A 24,433-nucleotide genomic window follows, 5' to 3' on the forward strand; every position below is an offset into this window, starting at 1 on the left:
CCTGACCTCATCGCAGTTCGAGCACTGCGCCCGGATCGAGCACCTGATCGCCGATCAGCAGCATCGGTTGCCCGTTCTCCAGCCGCACGCCCGTCACGGTCAGCCGAGACTGCATGACCGTTCCGACCGGATCGCCTTGCTGGTCGACCGCGGTCACGGAGACCCGATAGACGCCCGGCTGAAGTGGCGCGCCGTTCTGATCGCGCCCATCCCAGTTGACCGTTTGCGTGCCGGCTCTCTGCGGACCGCCTTGGAGCGTACGCACAAGCTGATTGTTCATATTCACAATCGTGATTTGCACGTCGGCCGCGTCGCGATCCAGGGTATAGCTCAGCGGCACGGCTCCCGACTCCCACTGCACCACGCCACCGTCCACGGTGACCTGGCGGCCGACCAGGGATAGCAGCGTATAAGGAAGGTTCGCCTTTTGGGCCGCGATACTTTGCTCCAGAAGCTTCACCTGCTTGGCGCTCTGCTCCAATTGGCTGAACTGCGCCAGTTCCGCAACGAACGCGGTGTTGTCCATCGGCTTGAGCGGGTCCTGATTCTTCAACTGCGTCACGAGCAGCTTGAGAAAATCGTCCTGTCCCAGTTCCCTGGCGCCCAGCGCACCTGTGAGCGACGGAGACGAAGTCGTTGAGGCAGTTTCCGCGATTGTGACCATCCGGCGGTTCCTCTTTCAAAACTGTTAGGCGAAGACGCTCAAGACGCGCGGCTCCGCGCCACGACGCATAATGTGGTCCTGCTGCGCTTGTTCCCGTTGTCCTCGTTGCTGTCGGGGCGGATCGCCGAACGTTCGCGCGATCCAGTCGTAGCTCGCCTGGCCCGATGCCTGTCGGTCGACAGAAACTTTGAACTGCCCCATGTCCAACCCTGAAGCCTGAAGTGCCGACTCCAACTGATCCCGCCGGTTCAGTAGGAATTGCCCGACGTCGGCATGCTCGGTCAAGACATGTGTGTGTACCGTCGAGTCCGCGAGCACGACACGCACCCGCACCTGGCCAAGATCCTCTGGATCCAGATCTACCTGTACGGCCTGCACCGTCTTCGCGCCGTCCGTTCCTCCGAGGTTCTCCACGTATCGAACTGAAACGTCCGGCTGCGTCGGCGCTGCCTGAAGCGCCGCGTCCGACTGTTTGATTTCGGTACCCGCGACTGGCGCGGATGGCATGTGAGGCATCCCGTTCTCCATTGAAACGCTCTGGCCCGGCTCGCGCGACTGAACGGCTCCCTGACCCGCCGGCTTGCCGATCAACTCCCGAGCTTCCTGTTCGTTCGCTGTCGGGTTCTCGGTTGTCTGTTCTCTGCCCTGGCGAGTTGAGCGATCAGTCGCCGTCGTCGCAGCCACTTGCTCGTCGCCGAGACGTAGCTCGACCGCCGGAGGACCCTGACCTTCTTGTGCGTTTGCCTGGGTCACGACCGGCTCTCTGCGCTGTGCCGGGCTGGTCTGTGGGTCATCGCCGACCGGAACCGGAGCGAACCCCGGGCGATCGGATGACCGAGTCGGCTGCTCCGCGCCTGGTTGGCCCAGTTCATCGCTCGACCGCTCTGAAGACGGCGAAAGAACGGGTCGTAAAGCAGTGAGTTGCGCATTTCCTGTTTTCTGATTCTGGCTCGGAGCAGCCGGCCTCGCAGACGCAGCATCAACGGATGGTCGGTCACCGTCGCTGCTCGCCATTGGGCTCCTGACCACATGACCGGTTGGTGCCGAAAAAGCTGCGACGCCTTCAGTCGCAGGCTGCAGGCCGGCCAGGCTCGTTGTCAGCGAATCACCGGATGTGTCGTTCGTCGGCTGATTGCTGGTCCCTTCCGTCGGCACTTGAGCCACCGGCGCCTGTCCCACTACTGCAGTTGCAAAAAAGATGGCTTCATCGGTCTGTCGTTCATCGCCGGCGAAAGAAACCGCGGTGGGCATCGTGCCCTCCTGCGTGCGTCGCTCCCCGGAGTCGCCTAGACTGATAGCGGCCAAGGCGATCGTGACGGCCAAGGTCGGTTCGGCGCCTGTGCCGCCTAAATGATCGGCGGCCTGCTCGGTTTCGCCCTGAGATGGCAAGGCGGCGCAGCAGGTTTCGGATTGGACGGCCTGCAAGGCGGCGTGGAATTCGTCCGCACCTTTGCCCGCCGCGTGGCCAGTCGATCCGAATCCGTTGTGACCCAACTCGCCCATGGGCGCCACGCTCGGAACCGGAAAAAGTAAGAGCCCCGTTTCCATACGTTCCATCACTCGCGCTCGCGAAGCCATCGCAGGCTTCGGGCCCGGCAAATCGCATTACAAGCGCGATGCCATCGGGCAGCATCTCACAAGCCTGTGAAAACCAAGGAGTTCGGTGAGATGCACCACAAGGAACTCGGCAAAGGTCGAAAGGCAAGTGGGTAAAAACTTCCGGGGTGTGGTCCGAAGACGATCCCTTACGGCGTGGCCAGGAGTCTCGTGGTGAGGTGGGCGGCCCGAGCCGGGTTGACATTGGCGAGAATCGCTCCGGCGGTCTTGCCCTTGATCAAGCGCAGGATCTCGACGGCTTGGCGATCCGGAAGTTTCTCGAGACGAGCGGCCGCCTCTTCGGGTTCCATGCTCTCGTACATCTTCGCCAGTTGTTTCTGATAGAGATCACGCCGTTCGGCCGTCCGCTCTTGCTCGGCCTTGGTGAGTTTCGCCTGTATTTCCTTCCGTCGGCGCTCCTCGGCTTCCATGGCCTTTTCGTATTTGGCCAAGACCTGCTCGATCTCCGCTTTGATCACCAGCAAGCGTTCTTCCGTCACGCGGAGCGACTCTTCACGGCGATCCAGCTCTTGCTTGCGCTGGTCGAGCATCTCGATGATCTCGCGCGGGACGCCGATGGCTGGTCCTTGCACCGGACTCGGTGCCGCCAAAGCCGAGACATTGGCCGAATGAACAACGGAGGCAGGTTGCCCGGCTGTTTCGATCTTGGGACTCTCGGACGCGGCGGTCGCGCGCACGTTCACGGTCTCCTGCGCCGCACCGGAGAGTGCCTGATCCCATTTTGGCAGCCCCCAAAACAGCGACAGCGCGCTGGCGAGCAACACGGCCGCGACCACAAGGCGAGGGCGGCGGTCAGGGAACCGGCACGTCAGCTTCTTTCGGTCCGCCTGGTCGAGAGGGACGCGGGCGTTTCGTCGGTAGTTCATCCTCGCGGGCATCACGTGTCTCTTCTCACGCGGGACGCCGTCGGCCAGCGACTTCATCCATGAGCCGCTGCTCCTGTTGTTCGACGGCGCGCCGTCGCTGCCGTTCGTGTCGCTCTTCCAATATTTCCAATTTCCGCCGTTCCCGCGCGGCCTCAAGCACCTCTTGTTGTTTGCGTTCCCATTCGGTGCGCAACGCGGCCGCTCGATTCTTGGCCCGTTGAATCAATCGCGCCAGCCCATCCAGAGCCTCGTGCTGCTGCACGGCTTCGCGAGCGGTCACCCCGGACTTCGCGCTCTGCACATAGGCGTGAGCCACGGCGCCGACTTCCGACTCCAGCACGACGCGACGCGCTTCTGCTTGCTGCAGCTGCTGCTCCAGCGCCTCCAACTCGATCCGCAGCGCGCGTTCTTGTTGCGCACAGTAGTTCTTGAGCCTCGTGATAGTCATGGCGCCGCCTCGGCCAGTTTCAGAAGCCCTTGAACCGACGTCGTATAGTCCGCCGGCTCTCCGATCTCCTGCCGGAGAAACGAGGTGATCGCGTCATGAGCCGAGACCGCCCGGTCCAGCGCTTTGTTTGCGCCCGGCTTGTAGGCGCCCAGCGTGATGAGGTCTTCGGACCGGCGGTAGGTGGCGACGGACTCGACGATGGCCCGGGCGGCCGCGAACTGTTGAGGCGGCACGATGTCCCGCATGACACGGCTTGTGCTTTGCAAAATATCGATGGCGGGAAAATGGTTTCTCGCCGCGAGTTCGCGCGACAGAATGATATGCCCGTCGAGAATCGACCGGACCGTGTCCGCGACGGGATCGGATAAGTCGTCGCCGTCCACAAGCACGGTGTACAGGCCCGTGATGCTGCCCTGCCCTTCGCAGGTGCCGACCCGCTCCAACAACTTGGGGAGCAGCGCGAATACCGACGGCGTGTAGCCCTTCGTCGTCGGCGGCTCGCCGACGGCCAAGCCCACCTCGCGTTGCCCGTAGGCCAACCGCGTGAGCGAATCCATCACGAGCAGCACCTGCTTCCCGCCATCGCGGAAATACTCGGCGATCGACGTCGCCATCAAGGCGCCTCTGATCCGGACCAGGGGCGGCTGATCCGACGTCGCGACGATCACGACGGACCGCTGTCTGGAGGCGGGAGTCAGATCGCGCTCCAGGAACTCCTTCACTTCCCGCCCCCGTTCGCCGATCAACGCGATCACGTTCACGTCCGCCACGGTATAGCGGCAGATCATGCCGAGCAGCACGCTCTTGCCGACTCCCGAACCGGCGAAGATTCCCAGTTTCTGTCCGACTCCGCAAGTCAGTAACGCATTGATGGCGCGCACCCCGAGATCCAGCGGCCTGGTTATCCGTGCGCGGGTCAACGGATTGGGCGGCTCGGCATGCAGCGGATAGGTGGCGTGGCTCCGGATGGCCGGGCCGCCGTCTAATGGTTCTCCAAGACCGTCGAGAATCCGGCCCAGCAACTCAGGGCCGACGCCCACCGACGCGGACCGACCTTTCATGATCAGCCGGCTGTCCGGCCCGATTCCGCGCATCTCCCCGAGCGGCATCAACAATACGCGGTCCCCTCGAAATCCCACAACCTCGGCCAGCACGGCCCCCTCCCCGTCTTCGCGCGTCACCTCACAGATTTCGCCGATCGAGGTCACTGGACCGTAGCCCTCGATGACGACACCTACGGCCTGAGCGACGCGGCCATGCACCACGAGCGGATCGACGCCTTCGAGGAGATCGGTGAATTTCATGGTCAATGTCTGTCCCTGAGGGCTTCGCCCAGCCGAGCCAATTGCGTCTCCAGCGCGGCATCGACCAGCCTGGTCGGCGTCTGGACCAGACACCCGCCGGGCGCGACGCGCGGATCGGCCTCGACGACCAAGGTCACCGGTCCGTCGAACACGCCAGCCAGGGCTTCACGCGCGCTTTCCAGCAGCGGCGCGTCGCTGGGATGCACGCGCAATCGGACGGAGCCGCTGTCTTTGACGCGCGCCAACGCCGCCCGCACCTGTTCCACAACCAAGTCGCGTCTCTCCTCGACGACCTGGCGAACGATCTTCGCGGCGATCGCGAAGGCCAATGCGCACACCTCCTCTTCGACGGTCGCCCGAACGTTCGCAATCGTTTCTTCCAGGCGCTGAACCGCGTTCGCCAGCAGTGCGTGCTCGCGCCGGCGAAGGGCGGCTTCCCGCTCCTGGGCCCGCCGCTCGCCTTCAGCTAGGCCGCGCTCGAATTCCGTCAAGCCGTCTGAAACGCCCCCTCGATCTCCGCGGCTGAAATCCGCCAATGCCACACTCCGGATCCGGACCGCACCCGCCTTCACGATGCCGTGCTTGAGCACAGAATTCTCCTGCCGAAGCCGATGCAGCTCCACCAACCGTCCGACGGCCGCGAGCACGAGTTGAGCTTGAAAGGGCTTGGTGAGAATGTCCGAGGCGCCGGCCTTCATCGCCTCGACGGCGAGGTCGATCCGGCCGTGGCCGGTCGCCACGACCCCGAGGATCCGAGCATCGATCTCGAACGCCCGCTGAATGAGCGCGATCCCATCCATGTCGGGCAATTGGACATCGGTAATGAGCACCTGAACGGATTGCGCTTGCAGGCACGCGATGGCTTCGGCCCCGGTCTCCGCACACACGGCGCGATACCCTTCCCCGTTGAGCAGCTCATCGAGGACATGGCGGGCGCCTGCGTCGCCGTCCACAACCAAAATGGACTCGCAGCTTGCGTGCCGTTTGCCTTCCGCCGGCTTCGCTGGCGCGGCAGTCGATGTCTCGCAACGGACGGACACTCAGATCAGTTCCTCTCCAAAGCCGGCGACGACGATGCGTCCCTCCTCTTCCAGTTTGCGACAGATCTTCAGGATGTTCTGCTGGGCCTTTTCCACGTCGCTCAGTTTCACCGGTCCGCGAGCTTCCATATCTTCCTTCAGCATCTCGGCCGCACGACTCGACATGTTTCGGAAGAACCTCTCCTTGACGTCCGGACTGGCTCCGCGCAGCGCCACCGGCAATTCGTCCTTGCCGATTTCCTTCAGTAGTTCCTGAATGCTGCGATCGTCCAGTTTGATCAGATCGTCGAACACAAACATCAACGCACGGATGCCATCCGCCAACATCTGGTCTCGTTCGGTGATTTTCGCCATGATCGCGCTTTCGGTCGATTTGTCCAACCGGGTTAGGATGTCGGCGATGACCTCGGCGCCGCCGACGCTCATGGTGCCTGGACCCGCGTTCGCCGCCAGCGATTCCTGCAACGCGTCGCTCAGCTCCTGTAAGACCTCCGGCCGCACCTCCTCCATGGTGGCCAGGCGCAGCGCCACGTCCACCCGCATGGCCTCCGGCAAGCCGGCCAGCACCTGGCTTGCCTGCTCAGGATCCATATACGCAAGGATGACGGCGACGGTCTGCGGATGCTCGACCCTCGCCAGTTGGACGATCGTTTTGGAGTCGACCCATTTGAGCATATCCAGTCCGGGATAACTCGCGGATGTCAGCGACTCCAGCACTCTGGCGGCCTTTTCAGGGCCCAGGGCTTTGGTCAGCACCGTTTTGACGTATTCCCTGCCCGCAAAGCCGATCTCCCCAGAGGTACTCGCTTTCTCGAATTCCGCGATTACTTCCTCTTCTTCGTCCCGCGCGATGTTGGCCATCTCCTTCATGGAGGCTCCGATCCTGCGGATCTCTTTCGGCTCCAGGCACTTCATGACCCGCGCGGCCGCGTCCTCGCCGATAGCTCGCAACAGAATGACGGCTTTCTCTTCGCCGGTCAGCTTCCTCGCCATATCACGTTGCGATCAGGCGTTGCTCTTCAACCACTGCTTTACGACCATCGCCGTGGACTCCGGATTGCTCCGCGCCATATCCACGATCTGCGTCCGAGGCTTGGCTCCCTCCAAGGATGCTTCCACCTCGCGGAGGGGCGCCGGCAACGGCGGCGTCTCTCCCGGTCCCTTCGACCGGGTAGTCGTCTCCAGCATCGCCAGCAAAGGACGCACGACGAACAGGAGAATCAACAGGAACAGCACGCCGCTCACGGCATAGCGGACATACGGAGCCCACGTCCCGGCCGGCGTGGCTTCCGCTTCGGTTCCGGCCGGCGCCCCTTCGTCGGGTCCAAATCCGAACTGGACGTTCACCACTTCGACCTGGTCCTGTCGCTCCGGCGAATAGCCCATCGCCTTCTTGACGATCTCCTCGATCCGCTTCATCTCCTCTTCCGAGCGCGGAATGTACTTGCGCACCGGTTCCGCCGCCGCCTTCTCTCCCTCGGCCGCCTTGATCGTTTCATAGGTGCCGTCCACCAGCACGGCGACCGAGAGCTTTTTGATCGTCCCCACGGGCTCCACAATCCGGGAAACCGTTCGGCTAATCTCATAATTGATCGTCTCATTCTTTGTCTGGCTGCTGGTTGAACTGGTTTGGGTCGATTCCGACTCCGTCCCGGGCGGGACGTTGGACTGCACACCGGGCACGCCTCCCGTCACGCCGTTAACACCGCTGGACTTCTCCTGTCCCCGCTGTTCACTCCGCACGACCTGACCGTTCGGATCGAATCGCTCTTCGGTCGTCTCGACCTTGCGGAAGTCCAGGACGCTGGACACCCGGACAACAGCCTTGTTCGCGCCGACAATCCGCTCCAGCATGGTTTGAATGCGTGTTTCGATCTCCTTTTCAAGCGTCCGCTGGTACTCCAATTGCGACCCGGTCAGCTGCACGGTTTCATCCACCGCCGTCTGCCCCGACAAGAGATGGCCGTGCCCGTCCACAACGGTCACGTCCTTGGCCAAAAGCCCCTCGACGCTGCTGGCGACGAGATGGACGATGCCTTGGACCTGGGCTTTGCCCAGCGTGTGGCCGTTTCTCAATGCGACGACCACCGACGCGCGAGGCCGATCCTGGTCGGTGGCGAAAAGCCGCCGCTCCGGCAGCGCCAGGTGCACCCTCGCCCGCTCGACTTCCGGCATCTGCGCAATCGTTCGTGCCAGTTCGCCTTGAAGCGCGCGACGGTAATTCAGTTTCTGGACGAATTCCGACATGCCGAGCGTGGATCGATCGAAGATCTCGTATCCGATGCCGCCTCCGCGGGGTAACCCTTGGCCCGCCAACTGGAGACGCAGGTCATGAACCTGGGAACTGGGGACGAAAATCGTGGTGCCGCCCGCAGTCGTTTCGTACGGCACCTTCGCCTCTTTCAGTTTTTCGACGATGGCGGATGCATCATCCGCCGCCAGGTTGGAAAACAGCACCTGCATGTCAGGCTGCTGCGTCCAGAGCGCGACCGCGATCAGGCCCGCCACCGGGCCCACGAGGGCTAGGAGAATGACGAATCGCTGGCTGATGGAAAATTCCCTCAATTTGTGGAACATACCACCCCGTATTGACGACTGCCGCCCCACAGCACCCGTCTGGAAATGGGCGGGCGATTACTGAGTGCCGATGAACGTGTCAGCTTGCCCCGCGATCGCGCGCGGCCATGGCCTGTGGGGTATTCGCGGCTCGCCGTTCCCCGGCGAAGTCACACCTGCATCCGCTGGATCTCCTCGTAGGCGGAAACCAGTTTGTTGCGGATCTGCATCATCAACTGAAATGAGATCTCGGCCTGTTGCAGCGCCACCATCGTCTGATGGATGTTCTCCGACTGTCCTGTCATCAACGCATCCACCTGCCGGCTTGCTTCCAACTGGATGTCATTCGCTTTGGCAATGGCCTCTTTCAACGATCCGAGAAATCCGCCGTCGGTTCGAGAAGGCGACGCCTCTGACGGCGCAACTGGCTCAGCGATTGGTTGTATGGCCGCAGGTCCGATCTTGAGCGTGTTCATGGTTACTTCCCGATGTCGAGCGCCCGATTCCACATGGACCGGGCCGCATTGATCGCCTGGACATTGGCTTCGTAGGCCCTCGACGCTCCAATCATGTTGACCATTTCCTCCATGACGTTGACGTTCGGGAGCTGCACAAAGCCCTTTTCGTCTGCATCCGGATGCTTGGGATCATAGATCGTCTGGCCCGGCTTCGGGTCCACGACCACCCTCGCCACTTTGACGCCATCGAGCGCATGGGCAGTCGGCCCGGCAGCCTGGCGCAAAGCCCGTTGAAAGGGACCGGCGATCGGCACGGCCTGAAACACCACGTCCCGTCGCCGATAGGGACCGCCCTGTGGCGTGCGGGTCGAATGGGCGTTCGCCAGATTACTCGCGATCACGTTGAGCCTCCTCCGCTGGGCTTCCAGCGCGGAGACCGATACAGCGATGCTGTCGGTTATGTCCATCGTCCACACCTCCTGGATGGGCCAAAGTTATCTCGCGTCCCTGATCGCACTCATGAGTTGCCGAAACCGTTGTGCCAGAATAGTCGCAGCGGTGTTGTAGTGCATCGCGTTGTCGGAGAGCTTCGCCATCTCCAATTCAAGATTCACGGAGTTGGCGTCCAATGGCAGGTCACCCGACGGAACTTCCGCTAGCCGACCTGTCACCCGCGACAACCCATCGCCCTGCGGCCCGATGTGGCTGGCGTGGGTCACAGCCAGTGTGACCGGCAACCGCCCCCGCGCCGCGGCGGCCAAGGCATCCTGGAAATGGAGGTCTTTCGCCCGGTATCCGGGAGTTTCCTCATTGGCGACGTTGGAGGCGATCACCCGATGACGGGCGCCCCGGAGATCGAGTGTCCGCTCGATCAGATCCATCGTTTTGTCGAAGATCGTCATGGGGTTGACTCCGTTCCCTGTCTTGGCTTAACGAACCGGCCAACGGCTTCCATCCGATTATGCAAGCCAAATACCGTAGAACTCGCAGGAACCGATCACCGGTTCCCCCCTGTCTCTACTGGCCTGTCTGAGACCGCGCGCAGCAGTTCGCACTGGAACGATTTTGCCCAGTGTGCGCGAACATTGTTCCGATTCCGTCTATTGAGCAATGTTCTTGCCAAGGACTCAGGTTCGCTCACTCACAACCTGCCCGCCGCACTGACGGTATTCCCGAAGTTTGTTCCTGAGCGTGCGGATGCTGATTCCCAACTCTTTCGCCGCGTGAGTTCGGTTGTCCTTGACGCGGGCCAGGGTCTTGAAGATCAGCTCCCGTTCCATCTCCCAGAGGCTGCCCCGGCACTGCGTCGAGCCCTCGGGAACGCCGGACGGTTCACCGACCTGAATGGTTAGAGGGGTCGAGTCCTCGGACACATGCTCGAGACCGATCGTCCCGTTCCGAGCCAGCAGAACCGCACGTTCCATCACGTTCTCCAATTCCCGCACGTTCCCCTTCCAGGGGCGCCCCTGCAGGACCGACAGAGCCGCATCGGAGATGATCGGGGCGTGAAGCCCGTTGCGGGCCGCTGCCGCCTTGGCGAAATGTCTCGCCAACATGGGAATATCAGCCGGCCGCTCGCGCAGCGGGGGGAGTGTAACGGGAAACACGTTCAAGCGATAGTAGAGATCCTCACGGAACCGCCCTTGCTCGACTTCCCGATACAGCGAGCGGTTGGTAGTCGCGATCACGCGGATGTTGACCCGGACCGGCTCGCGTCCACCTACTCGATCGACTTCGCGCTCCTGGAGAACCCGCAGCAGCTTGGCTTGAAGGCCAAGCGCCATCTCGCTGATCTCATCCAAGAGCAAGGTGCCGGTGTGAGCCATTTCGAACTTGCCCATCTTGCGGACGAGCGCGCCGGTGAAAGCTCCGCGCTCATGGCCGAACAGCTCGCTTTCCAGCAAGCCGTCCGGGAGGGCTGCGCAATTCACGGCGATAAACGGTCGGTGCGCACGCGGGCTCCGGCTGTGGATGAACCGCGCCAGCAATTCCTTGCCCGTTCCGCTCTCGCCCGAGATCAGCACCGTCGCTTGGCTGGCCGCTACAGCTTCCACCGTGCTCAACAGGCGGATCATGCCGGGGTCCCGGGTGAGGATCGGCTGTCCCGGCGACGGGATTGGCGCCTCCGCGCCTTGTTCCTGTGCAACCTCCAGGTTGGCAATGACCCGCTCCAGCAGATCCGTCGAAAACGGTTTCAGAATGTAGTCGCTCGCACCGCATTTCATGGCTTCCACCGCCGTTTCGACGGTCGCATAGGCGGTCATCAACACGACTTTGGTCTGGGGGGAACGCTTCTTGATTTCCTGAACGAGTTCGATGCCGCCGAGTCTGGGCATTTTGAGATCAGTCAAGACGAGCCATGGCTTACTCGCGAGCACTCGGTCGAGCGCCTCCTGGCCATCGGTCGCCGCCACCACATCATACCCGAACCGCCGCACCGTTTCCGAAAGAGCGGTCCGCATGGACGGCTCATCGTCGACGATCGCGACGGTTCTGGTTTCGGCCGGCTGGCCGCTCGACGAACGTTCGAAGGCCGTTCCGTTCATGCTCAGAGTCCCTCCCTTTCCGCTGTCTATCCAGATGCTCTGGGTGCATCACCCCTTCCCTTACACACACTCCGGCCCGGCGAGGAGTCGTCCGCAGACGGTCCCATAGGCAAGACGATTGTAAAGGTGGTCCCGCACCCGACTGTGCTCTCCACGTCGATCCGCCCCCGATGCGCCTCCACGATGGCATGAACGATCGCCAATCCGAGTCCGGTTCCCTCATCCTTCGTCGTAAAGAACGGATCGAAGATACGCGACCGATGTTCGGGCGGAATGCCGTCTCCGGTATCTGACACGGTCACCCGGACACCTGGGATGCCCAAGATCCGTTCTTCATCGAGACCCACCCTGATCCTAAGGGTTCCTCCATATCGCATGACCTGAACGGCATTAAGGATTAGGTTCACCAGGACCTGCTTCATCTGAAGCGCATCGCACCAGAGCCGCGGGGTCCGGGGATCCACTGAGACTTGTGTCACGACTCCGGCTCGGGCCGTTCCGTGAGCAGCGAGCGTTAAGGCCTCGCGCACGAGGGATTCGCTCCCCTGCCAGCTCGCCCGTGGACAGTTCGGTTTGGTGTACAGCAAGAGATTCGACAGCAGCCGATTCATCGCATGGACGGCTGAGGAAATGTGCTCGGCATAGACTTGAAGGTCCGGCGTGGCTTTGAGCTCTCTGCGCAACATCGAGGCGAACAGCTCGACGCTGCCCAAGGGGTTCCTGAGCTCATGCGCGATGCGCCCCACCATCTCCCCCATCGCGGCCAGCCGGTCTCGACGCTGCAGGCGTTCCTCTAACCGTCTGACCGCGGTGATGTCCTGCAACAGCAGGAGGCTGCCGGTCGACACACCTTCCTGGTTCATCATGGGGGTCCGCGTGATCGTGAGAAGCGCGCCGCTGCGGGCGGTGACAGGATACTCATTACCATCCAGACCGGCTTGGCGCAGGAATGTAGCCAGCGGCTGCCCGAGCATGTCGGCCTGCGCCATTCCGCTGAGGCGCTCGGCGGCGCGGTTGCATCGCGTGATCACCCCTTGTTGATCCGTCACGATGACGCCGGTCGCCAAAGACTCCAGAATGGCCGACAGATGGTTTCGCATTTCTTCGTTTTCGCGCAAATTGCGACGCAGCGCCTCGTTGCTTTCGGCCAGTTCCAGATCGAGCCGTTCCAGTCGGAGCAACAGGGCACGATAGGATTCCTGAAGAGTCGCGGCCGCTACGTCGAAGCTGCGAAAGGCGTCCTGCAATAACTCTCGTTCCCCGGCTGCAGGCAATGAACCGGCCGGCATCGCTTCACCTTCCTTTCTTCTGAACTCGAGGACGGATCTGTTGCAGCAGGGTCGTCGACACTCGCCGCATGAGCGGATCGTCCACGGCGCCGACCTGCTTGAACAGCGATTCAGCTTCGCGATAGTTCTTTTGCATGAGCTGGATTCGCCCCAGTTGCAGCCGTGCCCACTGCGCCTGATCAGGCCGCGGCCTTGCCGCCAAGACCTGCCGGTACAGCCCGACGGCACGGTCGTATTGTTGCACCTTCGCGAGCAAGTCCCCGAATTCGAGTAATGCGGCCGCGTCTCGGAAAGATCCCGTCCGCCAGGCTTCTTCGTATACAAGGAGCGCCTCATCGGATTTCCCCGCCTCCGCCAACGTCCTGGCGAGGAGAATCAGCATGTCCGGCCGATCAGGATGGCGCTCGTACAGACGCAGCCATCGGCGACACACCCGGATGGCCCCACTCCGATCGCCCTGTTGTCGCATCGCTTTCACCAGGAGCCCCAGCGCCTCGGGTGTGGATCGTCCCACCGGGAATTGGAGCCGGTATCGCTCGAACACTTTTCGAGCCGCGGCGGGATCATGCTGCGCGAGATACGTCCGGCCCAGTCCGATCAGCGCCTGTTCAAGAAACGGCCTCCCTTTCGGCTCACGAAGGATGGTTTGGTACAGACGGGTGGCCTGGGCTGTGAATCCGAGGCGTCGGTGGGCATCCGCCACGTTCAGGAGCAACTCCTGTCCCAGATAGACCCGATCGGCAAGCGCCCCATGTCGATGGAACAACGTCACGGCCGTGAGGTCATCTCCTGCTTTGAAGGCTGCTTCCATCCAAGGGCGAAGAATGGTTGCGATCCGCGATGCGGCGGTCTCCGGCCAGGGATCGCCTTCGATGCGTCCCGACCGCTTTGTGACATCCTGATACGCCTGAATCGCCTGCATCCGGTCTCCGGCGGATTCGTAATGCTCGCCCAAGCGAAACAGCGCTTCGCTTGCCAGGACGTTGTCCGCATACCGGGCCGCAATCGTACGAAGGGTCTCCCGCTGCTCCGCGGGATCGAGGTACGGCGCCGGCTCCCCACGCATCGCGCTCTCGACGGTCAGTCGCAGCAGGTTGCCCTCGGCGTCGGCAACCGCTTCCAATCCGAGCTGGACCAATCGCAGCTTTGCAAGCGGTTCGGTCGGCGTGCCGGGATACAAGGTCAGGGCTGATGTGTAAAAGATTTCCGCCTGGTGCCGGAGCCCGGACTTCTGGAACGTATCCCCTATCGAAACGAGCGCGGACGGAGCATCAGCATGGCGCGGATAGAGGTTGTAGAACGTGCTATAGATGTGCCTAGCCAGATGGAGCCTGCCGGTTTCGAACAACGTGGAAGCAAAGCGCAGCAAGGAACCGGGATCCCGTTTGACGAACGCTGGCCAGCGGCGATAGCAGAAGTCGAACAGCGGCTGCGCCTCCTGGATGCGCCCCTGCTGGTAGAGCGCGGTCGCCGTCCCCAGGGTCGCGCGCATGACGATGCCCTCGTCTGCCGTCCGCCGGCGCAGAGTGTCGAGCGCCTGCTCGGCTTCGCGCCATTTTTCGAGCGCCATGAACGTGACGCCCTGTCCGAGCAGAGCGCGATCGGCGTCATAGCCGGACTGTGCGTGAGCCGCCGCGCGCTCGTACGTGGCGAGGGCTTCGTGGTGCCATCCGAGTTCGTTGTACAGATCGCCGACTCGCCACTCCGCGCGCACCGCATTCGGCGTCCCGGGATAATCGCGAATCAGCACGCGATACACGTTGATGGCTTCAGATCGACTGGCGTCCGTCCGGCCAGCCAGCGCGGTCGCGTCGGCGAGGAAGGCCAACGCAGCCTGGGCCACCGGACTGTTCGGCTGTTGCTTGACGGCATTCTGAAAATATCGCACGGCAGCGGCGTAGTCACGTTCCTGAAACGCTTGGACCCCGTATTGGAACGCGGCGCTCGCCTCTTGTGCCAAAGCATGATTGTAGCGAGGTCCGTCGTCCGGCAGAGGAAAGAGCGCCTCGTAAAGACGCGATGACGTGGTCGAGACAGTTTGCTGCATTGACGTGGCCGAGCGGCCCGGCTCTCCGGCGTGAGCTCCTAGACCGAGGCTCCCGAACAGCAGCACGCCAACGGCCACGCAGCGCGCGATAGTGATGGCTCGATTTAGCACGTGCGAAACAGTGAGCAAGTTCTATGCCCTTTTTCATAGGCCAGAATTTCGCAAGATGGATTTATCAAATAGGTGGCGGGCTCTGACCGGCTAGATCCGGCGTCAACAAATCTGTCAGAATGCACGCCGGAGGGTCAAAGAGTTGACACCAGCATCGGAGAGAACGGCGGAGGAGACAGACTCAGTTCTGAAACGAATAGGCCTGAGTCTTGGGATCGAATCCTTTCCGCTTCAGCTTTTCCACCAGCGTCGTCCGATTGAGGTGCAACAGTTGAGCAGCCTTACTGGTGATCCCGTTAGCCTGGCGCAAGGCTTCGACGATCAGCCGATTCTCGTATTGCTCGAGTTCCTTGGCCAGGTTGATGCCCCGTTCGCCAAAGTGAATGAACCTCTCACTCTGCGCGGATCGACTGGGCGCTTGTCGCGCGATTTTTTCCGGCAGGTCGGCGAAGCCGATCGTCCCCGACTTCTTCAGTACCACGAGTCGCTCGATCAGGTTTTCCAGTTCTCTGATATTTCCCGGCCAGTCGTAGGCCGCCAACTGCGCTAGCGCTTCCGGCTCAATCCCTTGAATCGAGGTCTGCTTGACCTGGTTGAACCGGTGAATGAAATGATTGACGAGCGACGGAATGTCGCTTCGCCGCTCGCGCAGCGGAGGAATGTGGACAGGAATCACGTTCAGACGGTAGTACAAATCATGCCGGAACTTCTTCTCCTGGACCGCCTGCTCCAGATCCTGATTGGTTGCGGCGATGACACGGACGTCCACCGTAATGGTCTTGGTTCCGCCGACACGTTCAAAACACCGCTCCTGCAACACGCGCAGCAGCTTCGCCTGCAGGGAAACAGGCATCTCCGCGATTTCATCAAGAAAGATGGTCCCGCCGTGTGCCAATTCGAACCGCCCCATTCTGGTGTAAGCTGCCCCGGTGAACGCCCCCTTTTCATGGCCGAACAACTCTGATTCCAACAGATTCTCGGGTATCGCCCCACAGTTCACGGGCACGAGCGGACGCCCCCGGCGGTAACTGTTAAAGTGCAACATCCTGGCGACCAATTCCTTCCCCGTCCCGCTTTCTCCCATAATGAGCACGGTGCTATCGCTGTCGGCCACCCTCTCCACAAAATCCAACACGCCGCGCATCGCCTCGCTGGCGCCGATCAAGTTTTCGAAACGGTATTGATCGCGGACTGCCTTGCGCAGCAGGCGATTCTCTTGACGGAGGCGCTGAAATTCGATCGCCTTCCCGACCACCGCCGCAACCGCGTCGCACTCGAACGGTTTCGTGATGAAATCGAACGCGCCGGCTTTCATTGCCCGCACGGCGTAATCGATGGTGCCGTAACCGGTCATCATGATCGCGACGATCTTTGCGTCGATTCGTGAGAGCCGCTCCAAAACCTCCAGCCCGTCCATACCCGGCATCTGCAGATCGGTGACTACGACCTGTACAGGTGTATCCTTGACGACTTGAATCGCCGTCTGGCCGTCGGCAACGGTCGTGACCTGGTATCCTTCGGCCACGAGTGTTTCGCTCAAGACATCTACGACCGCCGGGTCGTCATCGACAACGAGAACATGGGGTTGACTCATGACATTCCTCCGCCTACTTGATCACAAACGCGAGACGATGCATGTTCGCTTCTTTTGACGGCTGGCGCCGAACGACGCCGATCGCCAAAGAAATTGGATAGGGAACGAGCACGATTCGAAAAGGGAACCTGAATCGACTCATTGTCCGGGAGGCACAGTTCGTCGCTTGCCCGACAGATTCTAAAACCGGTTGCCAGAGTTGGCAACTTTTCCGTGCTTTTGCGCAGCGCCCCCGATCTTCCGGTGTTCCTCGAGAGTCCTCGATGGTGATAGACCCGGCACCCAAGCTCAAAATTGAAACAGTCCCATTTTGATGAAAGTCAGATCCGCCAAGTTCAGAGCTTTGAGAGCCTTTTCTGGCGAAATGAGAATTGTTTCGTGATTTATACACCTCATAGCACGCGCAACCCCCATCGGTAACCGATGTTGAGATGGGTTCGAATCTCCGGGAGACCCCGGCCTCGGTCTATGCGGTTTCCCGCTGTCGCTCTCCGCCGCCGAAGGTCAACAAAGACTCCCGGACTCCTTTCTTTGTCTCAGATCTAACTGCTCGACTGGGGTCCCGGAGTGGGCCACCAAGAAGGTTGATGCGGGACGATCCGATCACTGCGGCGTCAAGCGTCAACAGACGCTTGACACATCTCAGAGGGATTGTGATGTCAATGCGGTTGAACAACGCGTTCGGCGGCGGTGCGGAGACATGGATGCGGATGCAGGCGGCCTACGACCTCGTCGCGCATTCTTCATGACGGTTCGTCGCACCGCACCCATTGTTTTAGCTCATTGCAGTGGGCAGAGCAATGGGCGCCCCGAGCAACGGGTACCCGAGAGTCGCCAAGCATCGGACCCCATTGCAGACCCGGAGCCATGGTACCAGGCCCGGCTGCCCGCGCGTCCCCGCACGCCCGCCGGGCGCGGACAGGCAGACCGGTCGGCTTGGCTCGCCCACCCCTGGGTGGGTCAGGGTCCCCAGAGCTTTGACCAGTCGGTTCCCCTTCCGGCCGTCTGGGTAGCTACTGGAATGTCCCGACCTGTCTGCCGGAGCACAGGCAAGCGACTCCCCAGACTAGACTGGCCCCTGCAAGACACTCAATGCCTTTCACCTCACGGCGCACTGAATTTGCGCGCGAGGTTCTTGACCATGGAAGCCGCCCGCGCTAAGAATGGACGCACGCGGATGCACCGCCAACACTGATCTCCCCGCGCTCCAGGAACTGGGCGGCTGGAAGCGCTGAGCATGGTGGAACACTATGGCCATTTTCCCCTGTCTACTATTCCACATGATTCATGTATTCATGACGGTTCGTGACCACACTGCCAAGACGCCACGCGTCGGACCCCATTGCATCGAGAAGAGCTTCGTCGAATCGAGTCGAACGGCCGTTCTAGGAGAAGTAGAATGTGGGCGAAGACGCAAGCAGTCGAAACGTTGGCCCCATTGCCCAACGCTTTTCACACCTTGGCTTCGTTGGCTTTGGAGCTTACCCCACCAATGGAAGCTTAATTCGTTGTTCGTCGTTTGGAAGCTGGCGTAGCTCAATCGGCAGAGCAGCGGTTTTGTAAACCGCCGGTTGGAGGTTCGAGTCCTCTCGCCAGCTCCATACCTTGCTTGACCCGACCGGCGGCTCTTTATCGTTTTATGGAACTTGCGCCGCCGGAGAAACTCCTCCAGCGCTCTTTCCTCTTCTCTCGCTCGACCCGGAGCCTTTCTCGTTGTTCTCGGCGGCGGGAGAGACCCTTCCAGTCGTTCTGTTTGCTTGCGCAGACCGACAGAGAAGCTGGAGAAACGGCAAGACGCTAGTTCGTCGGGCTGTAATTCCAGAGGTGCGCGGGTATCGACTACGCCTGGGTGAGATTGCCTTCTTCTTCGGTATCCTCCAACTCGACTTCGGGCTTGCTCTTGGTGTTGGCGGGATGGAGGCCGTATTTCTTGAGCATCTTGTAAAAATCGGCTCGATATCGGCCGGCAAACTGGGCGGCGCGGGAAATGTTCCCTCCGGTCAACTGCAGAACCTGCTTCAGGTAGTTGCGCTCGAAATCCTCCTTTGCCTCGGTCAGCGGCTTCAACGGCGCGTCGCCCGAGACGCTCACGGACGGAAGCAAATCCGGGGTAATCATGTCTTGTTGGGACATGACCACCGCTTTCTCGATCGCGTTTTCCAACTCGCGCACATTTCCCGGCCAGGGATACAGCATCAGTTTCTGCATAGCGGCCGGCGTGAATCCACGGATGTCTTTATTCATCCGCTGCGTGCTCTGCTTCAGGAAGTGCTGCGCTAGGATCGGAATGTCATCGCGCCGCTCGCGCAACGGCGGAATCGTAAGCGGGACGACCTGGATCCGATAATACAAATCGTTCCGGAACGTCCCCGCCTTCACCGCCTCTCCGAGATCTTTGTTCGTCGCCGCGATGATTCTCACATCGACCTTGGTCGAATAGTCGGCCCCGACCTCCTTCACCTCTCGCTCCTGCACCGCCCGCAGCAGCTTGACCTGCATGGACAGCGGCATCTCGCCGATCTCGTCGAGAAACAACGTGCCGCCGTTCGCGCTCTGAAACAGCCCGCGCTTGGGTCCGTGCGCGTTGGTGAAGGCGCCGCGGACGTGCCCGAATAGCTCGCTTTCGAACAGGGTCTCCGGAATGGCCGCGCAATTGAGGGCGACGAACGGCCCGCGGGCGCGCCGGCTGTTCGTATGAATCACCCGAGCCAGCACCTCCTTGCCTGTCCCCGTCTCGCCGAAGAGACAGATCGTCGCATCCGAGTCCGCCACTTGGGCCACCTGCTGGAAGAGCCGCTGCATGGCGGCGCTCCGCGCCACCACGTTCTCGAGGCCGTACAGTTCCTTGACCAGCGACTTGAGCCGCTGGATCTCTCTACTCATACGTTGCTGCGACAGCGCCTTGTCGATGGTCGCCCGGAGATCCTTGTCGTCGAACGGTTTGGTGAGGTACCCACATGCGCCGCGCTGCATGGCTTCGACGGCGTTCGGAATGCTACCGTGCGCCGTCAGAATCAGCACCGGCAGGCCCGGGTGAATCCGAAGCAGTTCTTCCGCCACATCGAGACCATCCTCGCCTCTCAACCGCAGGTCGGTGATGGCCAAATCGTAGACATCTTTCCGCGCGGCGGCGACGGCTTCCTGACCGGTGGTGCAGGGCGTCACGTGGAACCCCATTGCGGAGAGCCGCATCTTCAGGAGATGCAACAATCCTTCGTCGTCGTCGATGACAAGAATACGTTCGTGTTCCATACGCTCCCCTACGGACGTGTGTCGGTCCCCGGCGCCGGCAACACGCTCGTCGGGGGCCTGATGGGTCTGGTTTTTTCTCTCATTTCCTGGTCGATACGTTTGAGCGCCTCGAGTTGATTGGTGAGTTCTTCGATCTTCTTGTCCCGTTCGTTGATCTGGCGCTGAAGCGTTTGAAGCGTCAGCGTATCTGCGCCGCCGAGCTTCGGGATGTCGCGCTTATTGATCATCGCCTCCATTCTACGGTCGCGTTCGCTCAGTTCCCGTTGGAGCGATTCGACGGACGAGGTGTCCGCTTCCTTCATGACCAGAAGCTGTTGGATCGCCACTTCCCGGTCCAACAAGTCCCGCACCAGGCGCTCGGCCGTCTGGGCCAGCGCCGCGTTGTGTTCCACCAGAGACGGCGCGGTCAACACCGACTTGACCCAGGACTGGTCGACAGGATTCGGAGTCTCCTGAAGAAGTCGGATCCAGAGCGCGCTTGACGCCGCCTGACGGCTTTTGGGAGCCACCGCGATGACCTTGTGGAAGTACTTCGCCGCGGCTTCTCGGCTCTCAAACAGCGCGACCAACGCCCGTGTGAAGTACACGTGATCGCACGCGTTGTGCTCCACGCATTTGTTCGCCAGCGCCTCCTGCTTTCGCGCGACGGCCTGGAACATCTTCGCATCGCCCTGTTCGGCCGTAAAGAACGGCGTGGAAGGCAAGGGCGTATCGGCGAGCATTGCGCAGCCCCACAGTCCAATCAGCAGAAGCGCGGCGCCGATCCCGTTCAGAGGCCGAGAGCACCTCCTCATGTCGCTCCTCCGGGTTTGGTGAGACGCAGCGTGAATCGCACCGTCGTCCCTTTGCCCACTTCGCTTTCAATCCAAATACGCCCGCCGTGGGCTTCGACCACCTTCTTCGCCAGCGCCAGGCCCAGTCCGCTGCCGGGAGAAACGTGCTTGCCCTTCGTCCGTCCCTGGTAAAAGCGTTCGAAGATATGCGGAAGATCCTCGGCTGCGATCCCCGGTCCCCCATCTGCGACCGTCACCAGCAGTACACCCGTGTTGGGATCGGGCTCCATCAGAAGCTTGACCACGCCGCCTTCCGGGCTGAACTTCAACGCGTTGGAAAGCAGATTGTCGAGCACCTGCTCGATCCTGGCAAAATCCGCTTTGACCCAGACTCGATCTGATGGGACTTCCATGAGCAACTGGATGTGCTTCGCATCGGCCAACAGCCGAACCTTGTTGATGGAAATTTCAGCCACCCGTTTCAAATCGGTCGGGACGATCCGGTATTCCATCATCCCGGCTTCCATCTTGGACAAATCCAAAATCGTCGAAATCAGATGAATGAGGCGGCGGCTGCTGTCCGACATGATGCGCAAGGTCGTCCGCTGCTCTTGCGCCAACGGCCCGGGAATTTCGTCCAGGAGCAATTGCGTGCCCTCTTGAATCGATGCCATGGGTGTTCGCAACTCGTGCGACACGTGGGCCAGGAATTCGGACTTCATGTCGTCCAACTGCTGGAGCTTCTTCCCCACCCAATTGACCGTATCGACCAGTTCCCGCAGATCGCTCGGCACGACGATTTGCAAAGGCGTGCCGAAATTCCCCTGCCCGATTTCCTTAATGTGGCTCTGGAGACGCCGGAGCGGGCGCAAGATGCTGTAACTGGCGATGCCCGCCAATCCGAGACCGAACAGCAACGCAACCAGGGCGAGTTGCTCGGTCACCGCCTCCGCACGCGCCGAACTGGCACGCGATTGACTGACACCAACGCTGATCCGCGCTTCGTGCAAGCCGATATAGCCTTGCAGGGTCGAGGTCATGCGATCGGTCAAGGCATCGCGCCGATTTTCGTACACCGCCAGAACCTCTTTGGAACCGTTCGCGGTCTGTTCCGCCTCCGAAGTGAACAAAGCCAGTCGCTCTTTTTGAAGACGTTCAGTGTCCTTCAAGAGTTGCTGTCCCTGTGGGGATGTCTCTTGAGTCAACAAGGTTCGGAGCAGCCGCGCGAACTCTTCAGCCTCTTCGTGAAAGTTGTGAAGAAACGTCGCATCGCGGACGGCGAAATATTTTTTCTCGCTTTGAATCTGGCTGTAGAGAGAGGTAAGCAACCGTTTGGTCGTTTCAATCGCGGGATAGTGAAGCGATACCATTTCCGTGCTCAAGACGGTCAACTGCCGAAGCTGAAGAAGCGCATAGAGATTCACTCCTACCATGACGGCAATAATAACCAGGGAGGTGAGAACCAATCGCCAGAAAATCGAAACACCGGCCACTGACAATCTCTTGCTCTTGGTGGTCAAAATCGTAGTGGAGGAAGCGCTTTCATCGATGTAGGCAAATCCATACATTATTTTTTATTGAATAACAATCAGTTTTATTGTTCGAAGCATACACACTGAATGGACCATCCACCCCTGGATACTGGAACCTTCACTTTTTCCAAGACACAAAGCCGGCGGATATGGGTGAATTGCTTTGGCAAAACAATCAGATAACGGAGAGGGCGTGGAAAAGTTCTGAGGCAGCGACTGCAGGTCATTAGAACTAAAATAAAGCAAAAACGTTGCCCGTCACTGGACGGGTTCAGAAGGCGAATCAGCGGATGAAAGAAGAAGTCGATACATCTAGGGAGAGCCGAATCGACGTTTGAAAAGACGCTGTCGACGGGAAGAGCCGTACAGAGAGGCGAAGAGGTGCCCGCGGAAGAACATGATTGCGATTGCCAGCGGTGGAGTCAGGATGAAAACTAGCAACGTGCTGGCGCCTTCGGGCAGACCGAGATAAGCCAGCCAGGCCGTCAAGAGCGTAAACGGAAGAGCCAGCATCTGAAACAAATCCAGTCCCGCTCCTCTCCCCAGCACACTCGAGAGACCGAAGAAGAAGGACAAGCCTAACGGCGCCAGGACGACCGCCAGAGGCAGAAACCACTCGATCCAGTTCTCAATGACGAACTCATAGCTCGTTTTGAGCACATCCAAGGGAGAACTGTGTCTGACCTGATAGATCACTTCGGGCGTGGGATTCAACAGAATGAACAGCAAGAGAAACACGGCGGTGGCCAGAAAGGCCCCGTTGGGGTTGGCCGTCAGTCCCGTGTCCAGCAACATGATCGGGACCCAGAGGACAAACCCGACACTGATCACATCCCAAAAATACTGTCCGAAACTCCCGAGAATATCCCGAAGCTCAAGGCGCCGCGCGCTCAGGACCGCCTGTTCGATCAGACTCAGCATCGCCCCGATCAGCAACGCGTTCACCGCGCCCAACATGAATCCTCCCGCGATACCCAGCGGCGCCGCCAACTTGGTTGCGAACAGCATCAACGCGGCGAACGCCACCATCGCCGGCACGGTGACCCACCCTCTGGCGAGCGAGATGATCGTCCCGCGTAACGCGTCCTTATAAAGACTGAGCGTGGCGAAGAGCAGCTCCGACATCGGCACGGGTTCGCAATCGCCGGGTTAGACGGGTGACTTCATCCATCGGCCCGCCCCTCGAATCAGGACACGCCGGGGGACACAGCGGCTCACCAGAGCCAGGAGGACCCCGCTCACACCCACGGTGACCAGCGAGGGACCCTGCTTCAGGGCCGAGAGAGACGCGCGGACGACTTTTTCCGGACGCTGGGAGCCGAACGGGTTTCGGGGACGGAATCCCGCGGTGCGGTGAAACTCCGTATCGGTCGATCCAGGGCAGCAGACCTGTATGCGCACGCCGGACCGGCGGACTTCCTCATCCAGGGCCTGGGAGAAATTGATCAGAAACGCTTTGGTCGCGGCATATTCGGCCATATGCGGCACGGCGAACAATCCGGCGATGGAGGCGACGTTCACGATAGCGCCTGAGCGACGCTCCACCATGCCGGGCAGGAACAACCGCATACTCTCGACGACCGTATTGACGTGCAATCGCAGCATCTGCTGAATTCTCGCCATCGGCATCTCGGCGAATTCTCCGAACAACCCGAAACCAGCGTTATTCACCAGCAAGTCGGGGAGCCCGCGAAATTGACACGCGGCGACATACAGCCGGTGCGCGGCTTCTGGCTCGCTGAGATCGATCAGTTCGTGGCTCACCGACACGGCGTAGGCGCTGAGTTCGACTCTGAGCCGGTCCAGCGCTTCTTGATCGCGAGCGACCAGGAGCAGATCGTATCCCTTCGACGCCAGCGCATGAGCGTACGCGGCGCCGATCCCGCGCGATGAACCGGTCACCACCGCAAACGGCCGCCCGTCCTGCGCCCTAGAATGATGCCCATGACCGATCACAACCGGACAATAGTCTGGATGGTCGGCGGCGGTCAAGTCGGCCGCCGAGACTCTCGACGAAACCTGTCGGTCCGAGTACAGTGTGGCGAAGCGACCGCCTTATTTTCGATCATCCACCACAGCGACGGGAGAGTACACCATGATCGATCCAGCTTTCGCAGGACATGCGGGCGAGACAGGCATCGCGCTGCTGATGCCGCACGAAATGATGAGCGGTCTGGCCCTTGTAGCCGGTCTTGCCTTGCTCTCGCTGCTCCTTATTTCGCTCACGGCGTGGAAAGTCCGTCGGATCGAGCGCCGGCTTCATCGCCTTGAAGAACGGCTTTCAGGAAGTGTGGAAGGGTTTTCGCGCTAGTCTGCCGCGCGGTCCCATAAAGAAA

General features: G+C 60.9%; 21 protein-coding genes and 1 tRNA gene. 2 read left to right on the forward strand and 20 right to left on the reverse strand.

What is annotated here, in order from left to right; translation table 11 throughout:
- Nucleotides 1-7: 7 nt before the first annotated feature.
- From AB1555_09790 to AB1555_09860, 15 genes are all read right to left on the reverse strand, one after another.
- Nucleotides 8-664 (reverse strand): flagellar hook assembly protein FlgD, encoded by a 657-nt coding sequence (locus tag AB1555_09790; protein ID MEW6246989.1) that lies wholly within the window; start codon nt 662-664, stop codon nt 8-10.
- A gap of 24 nt (nt 665-688) precedes the next feature.
- The gene (locus tag AB1555_09795; GenBank protein MEW6246990.1) at nt 689-2,221 is read right to left on the reverse strand and encodes a flagellar hook-length control protein FliK; all 1,533 of its coding nucleotides are present in this window, start codon (nt 2,219-2,221) and stop codon (nt 689-691) included.
- A gap of 188 nt (nt 2,222-2,409) precedes the next feature.
- A complete protein-coding gene (locus AB1555_09800; GenBank protein ID MEW6246991.1) occupies nt 2,410-3,159 on the reverse strand; it encodes a hypothetical protein in 750 nt (249 codons plus the stop codon).
- Between the two features lie 13 nt (nt 3,160-3,172).
- Nucleotides 3,173-3,595 carry a flagellar export protein FliJ gene (fliJ, locus tag AB1555_09805; GenBank protein ID MEW6246992.1) on the reverse strand — a complete coding sequence of 141 codons (423 nt, stop codon included), beginning with the start codon at nt 3,593-3,595 and terminating at the stop codon, nt 3,173-3,175.
- Nucleotides 3,592-4,899, reverse strand: coding sequence for a FliI/YscN family ATPase (locus AB1555_09810; protein ID MEW6246993.1), 1,308 nt, complete (start codon nt 4,897-4,899; stop codon nt 3,592-3,594). Before AB1555_09810 ends, fliJ begins: the two co-directional genes overlap by 4 nt.
- A 2-nt stretch (nt 4,900-4,901) precedes the next feature.
- On the reverse strand, nt 4,902-5,939 hold the full coding sequence (locus AB1555_09815) for a response regulator (GenBank protein MEW6246994.1): 1,038 nt from the start codon (nt 5,937-5,939) through the stop codon (nt 4,902-4,904).
- The gene (gene fliG / locus AB1555_09820; GenBank protein MEW6246995.1) at nt 5,940-6,932 is read right to left on the reverse strand and encodes a flagellar motor switch protein FliG; all 993 of its coding nucleotides are present in this window, start codon (nt 6,930-6,932) and stop codon (nt 5,940-5,942) included.
- A gap of 12 nt (nt 6,933-6,944) precedes the next feature.
- Complete coding sequence (fliF, locus tag AB1555_09825) at nt 6,945-8,516, reverse strand: flagellar basal-body MS-ring/collar protein FliF (protein ID MEW6246996.1); 1,572 nt, start codon at nt 8,514-8,516, stop codon at nt 6,945-6,947.
- Nucleotides 8,517-8,665: 149 nt separating this feature from the next.
- On the reverse strand, nt 8,666-8,971 hold the full coding sequence (gene fliE, locus AB1555_09830) for a flagellar hook-basal body complex protein FliE (protein MEW6246997.1): 306 nt from the start codon (nt 8,969-8,971) through the stop codon (nt 8,666-8,668).
- 2 nt (nt 8,972-8,973) lie between these two features.
- Nucleotides 8,974-9,420, reverse strand: coding sequence for a flagellar basal body rod protein FlgC (gene flgC / locus AB1555_09835; protein ID MEW6246998.1), 447 nt, complete (start codon nt 9,418-9,420; stop codon nt 8,974-8,976).
- A gap of 27 nt (nt 9,421-9,447) precedes the next feature.
- The gene (flgB, locus tag AB1555_09840) at nt 9,448-9,855 is read right to left on the reverse strand and encodes a flagellar basal body rod protein FlgB (protein ID MEW6246999.1); all 408 of its coding nucleotides are present in this window, start codon (nt 9,853-9,855) and stop codon (nt 9,448-9,450) included.
- A gap of 225 nt (nt 9,856-10,080) precedes the next feature.
- A complete protein-coding gene (locus AB1555_09845) occupies nt 10,081-11,499 on the reverse strand; it encodes a sigma-54 dependent transcriptional regulator (protein ID MEW6247000.1) in 1,419 nt (472 codons plus the stop codon).
- A 26-nt stretch (nt 11,500-11,525) separates the two neighbouring features.
- Nucleotides 11,526-12,788: an ATP-binding protein gene (locus AB1555_09850; protein ID MEW6247001.1), complete on the reverse strand. Its 1,263-nt coding sequence runs from the start codon at nt 12,786-12,788 to the stop codon at nt 11,526-11,528.
- Between the two features lie 4 nt (nt 12,789-12,792).
- Nucleotides 12,793-14,748 (reverse strand): tetratricopeptide repeat protein, encoded by a 1,956-nt coding sequence (locus AB1555_09855; GenBank protein ID MEW6247002.1) that lies wholly within the window; start codon nt 14,746-14,748, stop codon nt 12,793-12,795.
- A 379-nt stretch (nt 14,749-15,127) separates the two neighbouring features.
- Nucleotides 15,128-16,540 carry a sigma-54 dependent transcriptional regulator gene (locus tag AB1555_09860; protein MEW6247003.1) on the reverse strand — a complete coding sequence of 471 codons (1,413 nt, stop codon included), beginning with the start codon at nt 16,538-16,540 and terminating at the stop codon, nt 15,128-15,130.
- Nucleotides 16,541-18,065: 1,525 nt separating this feature from the next.
- Between AB1555_09860 and AB1555_09865 the strand changes: the two genes are divergently transcribed.
- Nucleotides 18,066-18,141: transfer RNA gene (locus tag AB1555_09865), tRNA-Thr, on the forward strand.
- A gap of 238 nt (nt 18,142-18,379) precedes the next feature.
- Here the strand turns inward: AB1555_09865 and AB1555_09870 are convergent.
- The 5 genes from AB1555_09870 to AB1555_09890 form a co-directional block, all read right to left on the reverse strand.
- A complete protein-coding gene (locus AB1555_09870; GenBank protein MEW6247004.1) occupies nt 18,380-19,792 on the reverse strand; it encodes a sigma-54 dependent transcriptional regulator in 1,413 nt (470 codons plus the stop codon).
- Nucleotides 19,793-19,800: 8 nt separating this feature from the next.
- Entirely contained in the window at nt 19,801-20,586 is a 786-nt protein-coding gene (locus AB1555_09875; GenBank protein MEW6247005.1) for a hypothetical protein, read from the reverse strand.
- Complete coding sequence (locus tag AB1555_09880; protein MEW6247006.1) at nt 20,583-22,058, reverse strand: ATP-binding protein; 1,476 nt, start codon at nt 22,056-22,058, stop codon at nt 20,583-20,585. The genes AB1555_09875 and AB1555_09880 overlap by 4 nt, the downstream gene beginning before the upstream one ends.
- Nucleotides 22,059-22,409: 351 nt before the next feature.
- Nucleotides 22,410-23,228 carry a hypothetical protein gene (locus tag AB1555_09885; protein MEW6247007.1) on the reverse strand — a complete coding sequence of 273 codons (819 nt, stop codon included), beginning with the start codon at nt 23,226-23,228 and terminating at the stop codon, nt 22,410-22,412.
- Between the two features lie 18 nt (nt 23,229-23,246).
- Nucleotides 23,247-24,089: an SDR family oxidoreductase gene (locus AB1555_09890; protein ID MEW6247008.1), complete on the reverse strand. Its 843-nt coding sequence runs from the start codon at nt 24,087-24,089 to the stop codon at nt 23,247-23,249.
- A 103-nt stretch (nt 24,090-24,192) separates the two neighbouring features.
- Between AB1555_09890 and AB1555_09895 the strand changes: the two genes are divergently transcribed.
- The gene (locus AB1555_09895; GenBank protein ID MEW6247009.1) at nt 24,193-24,408 is read left to right on the forward strand and encodes a hypothetical protein; all 216 of its coding nucleotides are present in this window, start codon (nt 24,193-24,195) and stop codon (nt 24,406-24,408) included.
- Nucleotides 24,409-24,433: the final 25 nt, after the last annotated feature.

This window comes from Nitrospirota bacterium (assembly GCA_040755395.1).
Lineage (GTDB): Bacteria > Nitrospirota > Nitrospiria > Nitrospirales > Nitrospiraceae > DATLZU01.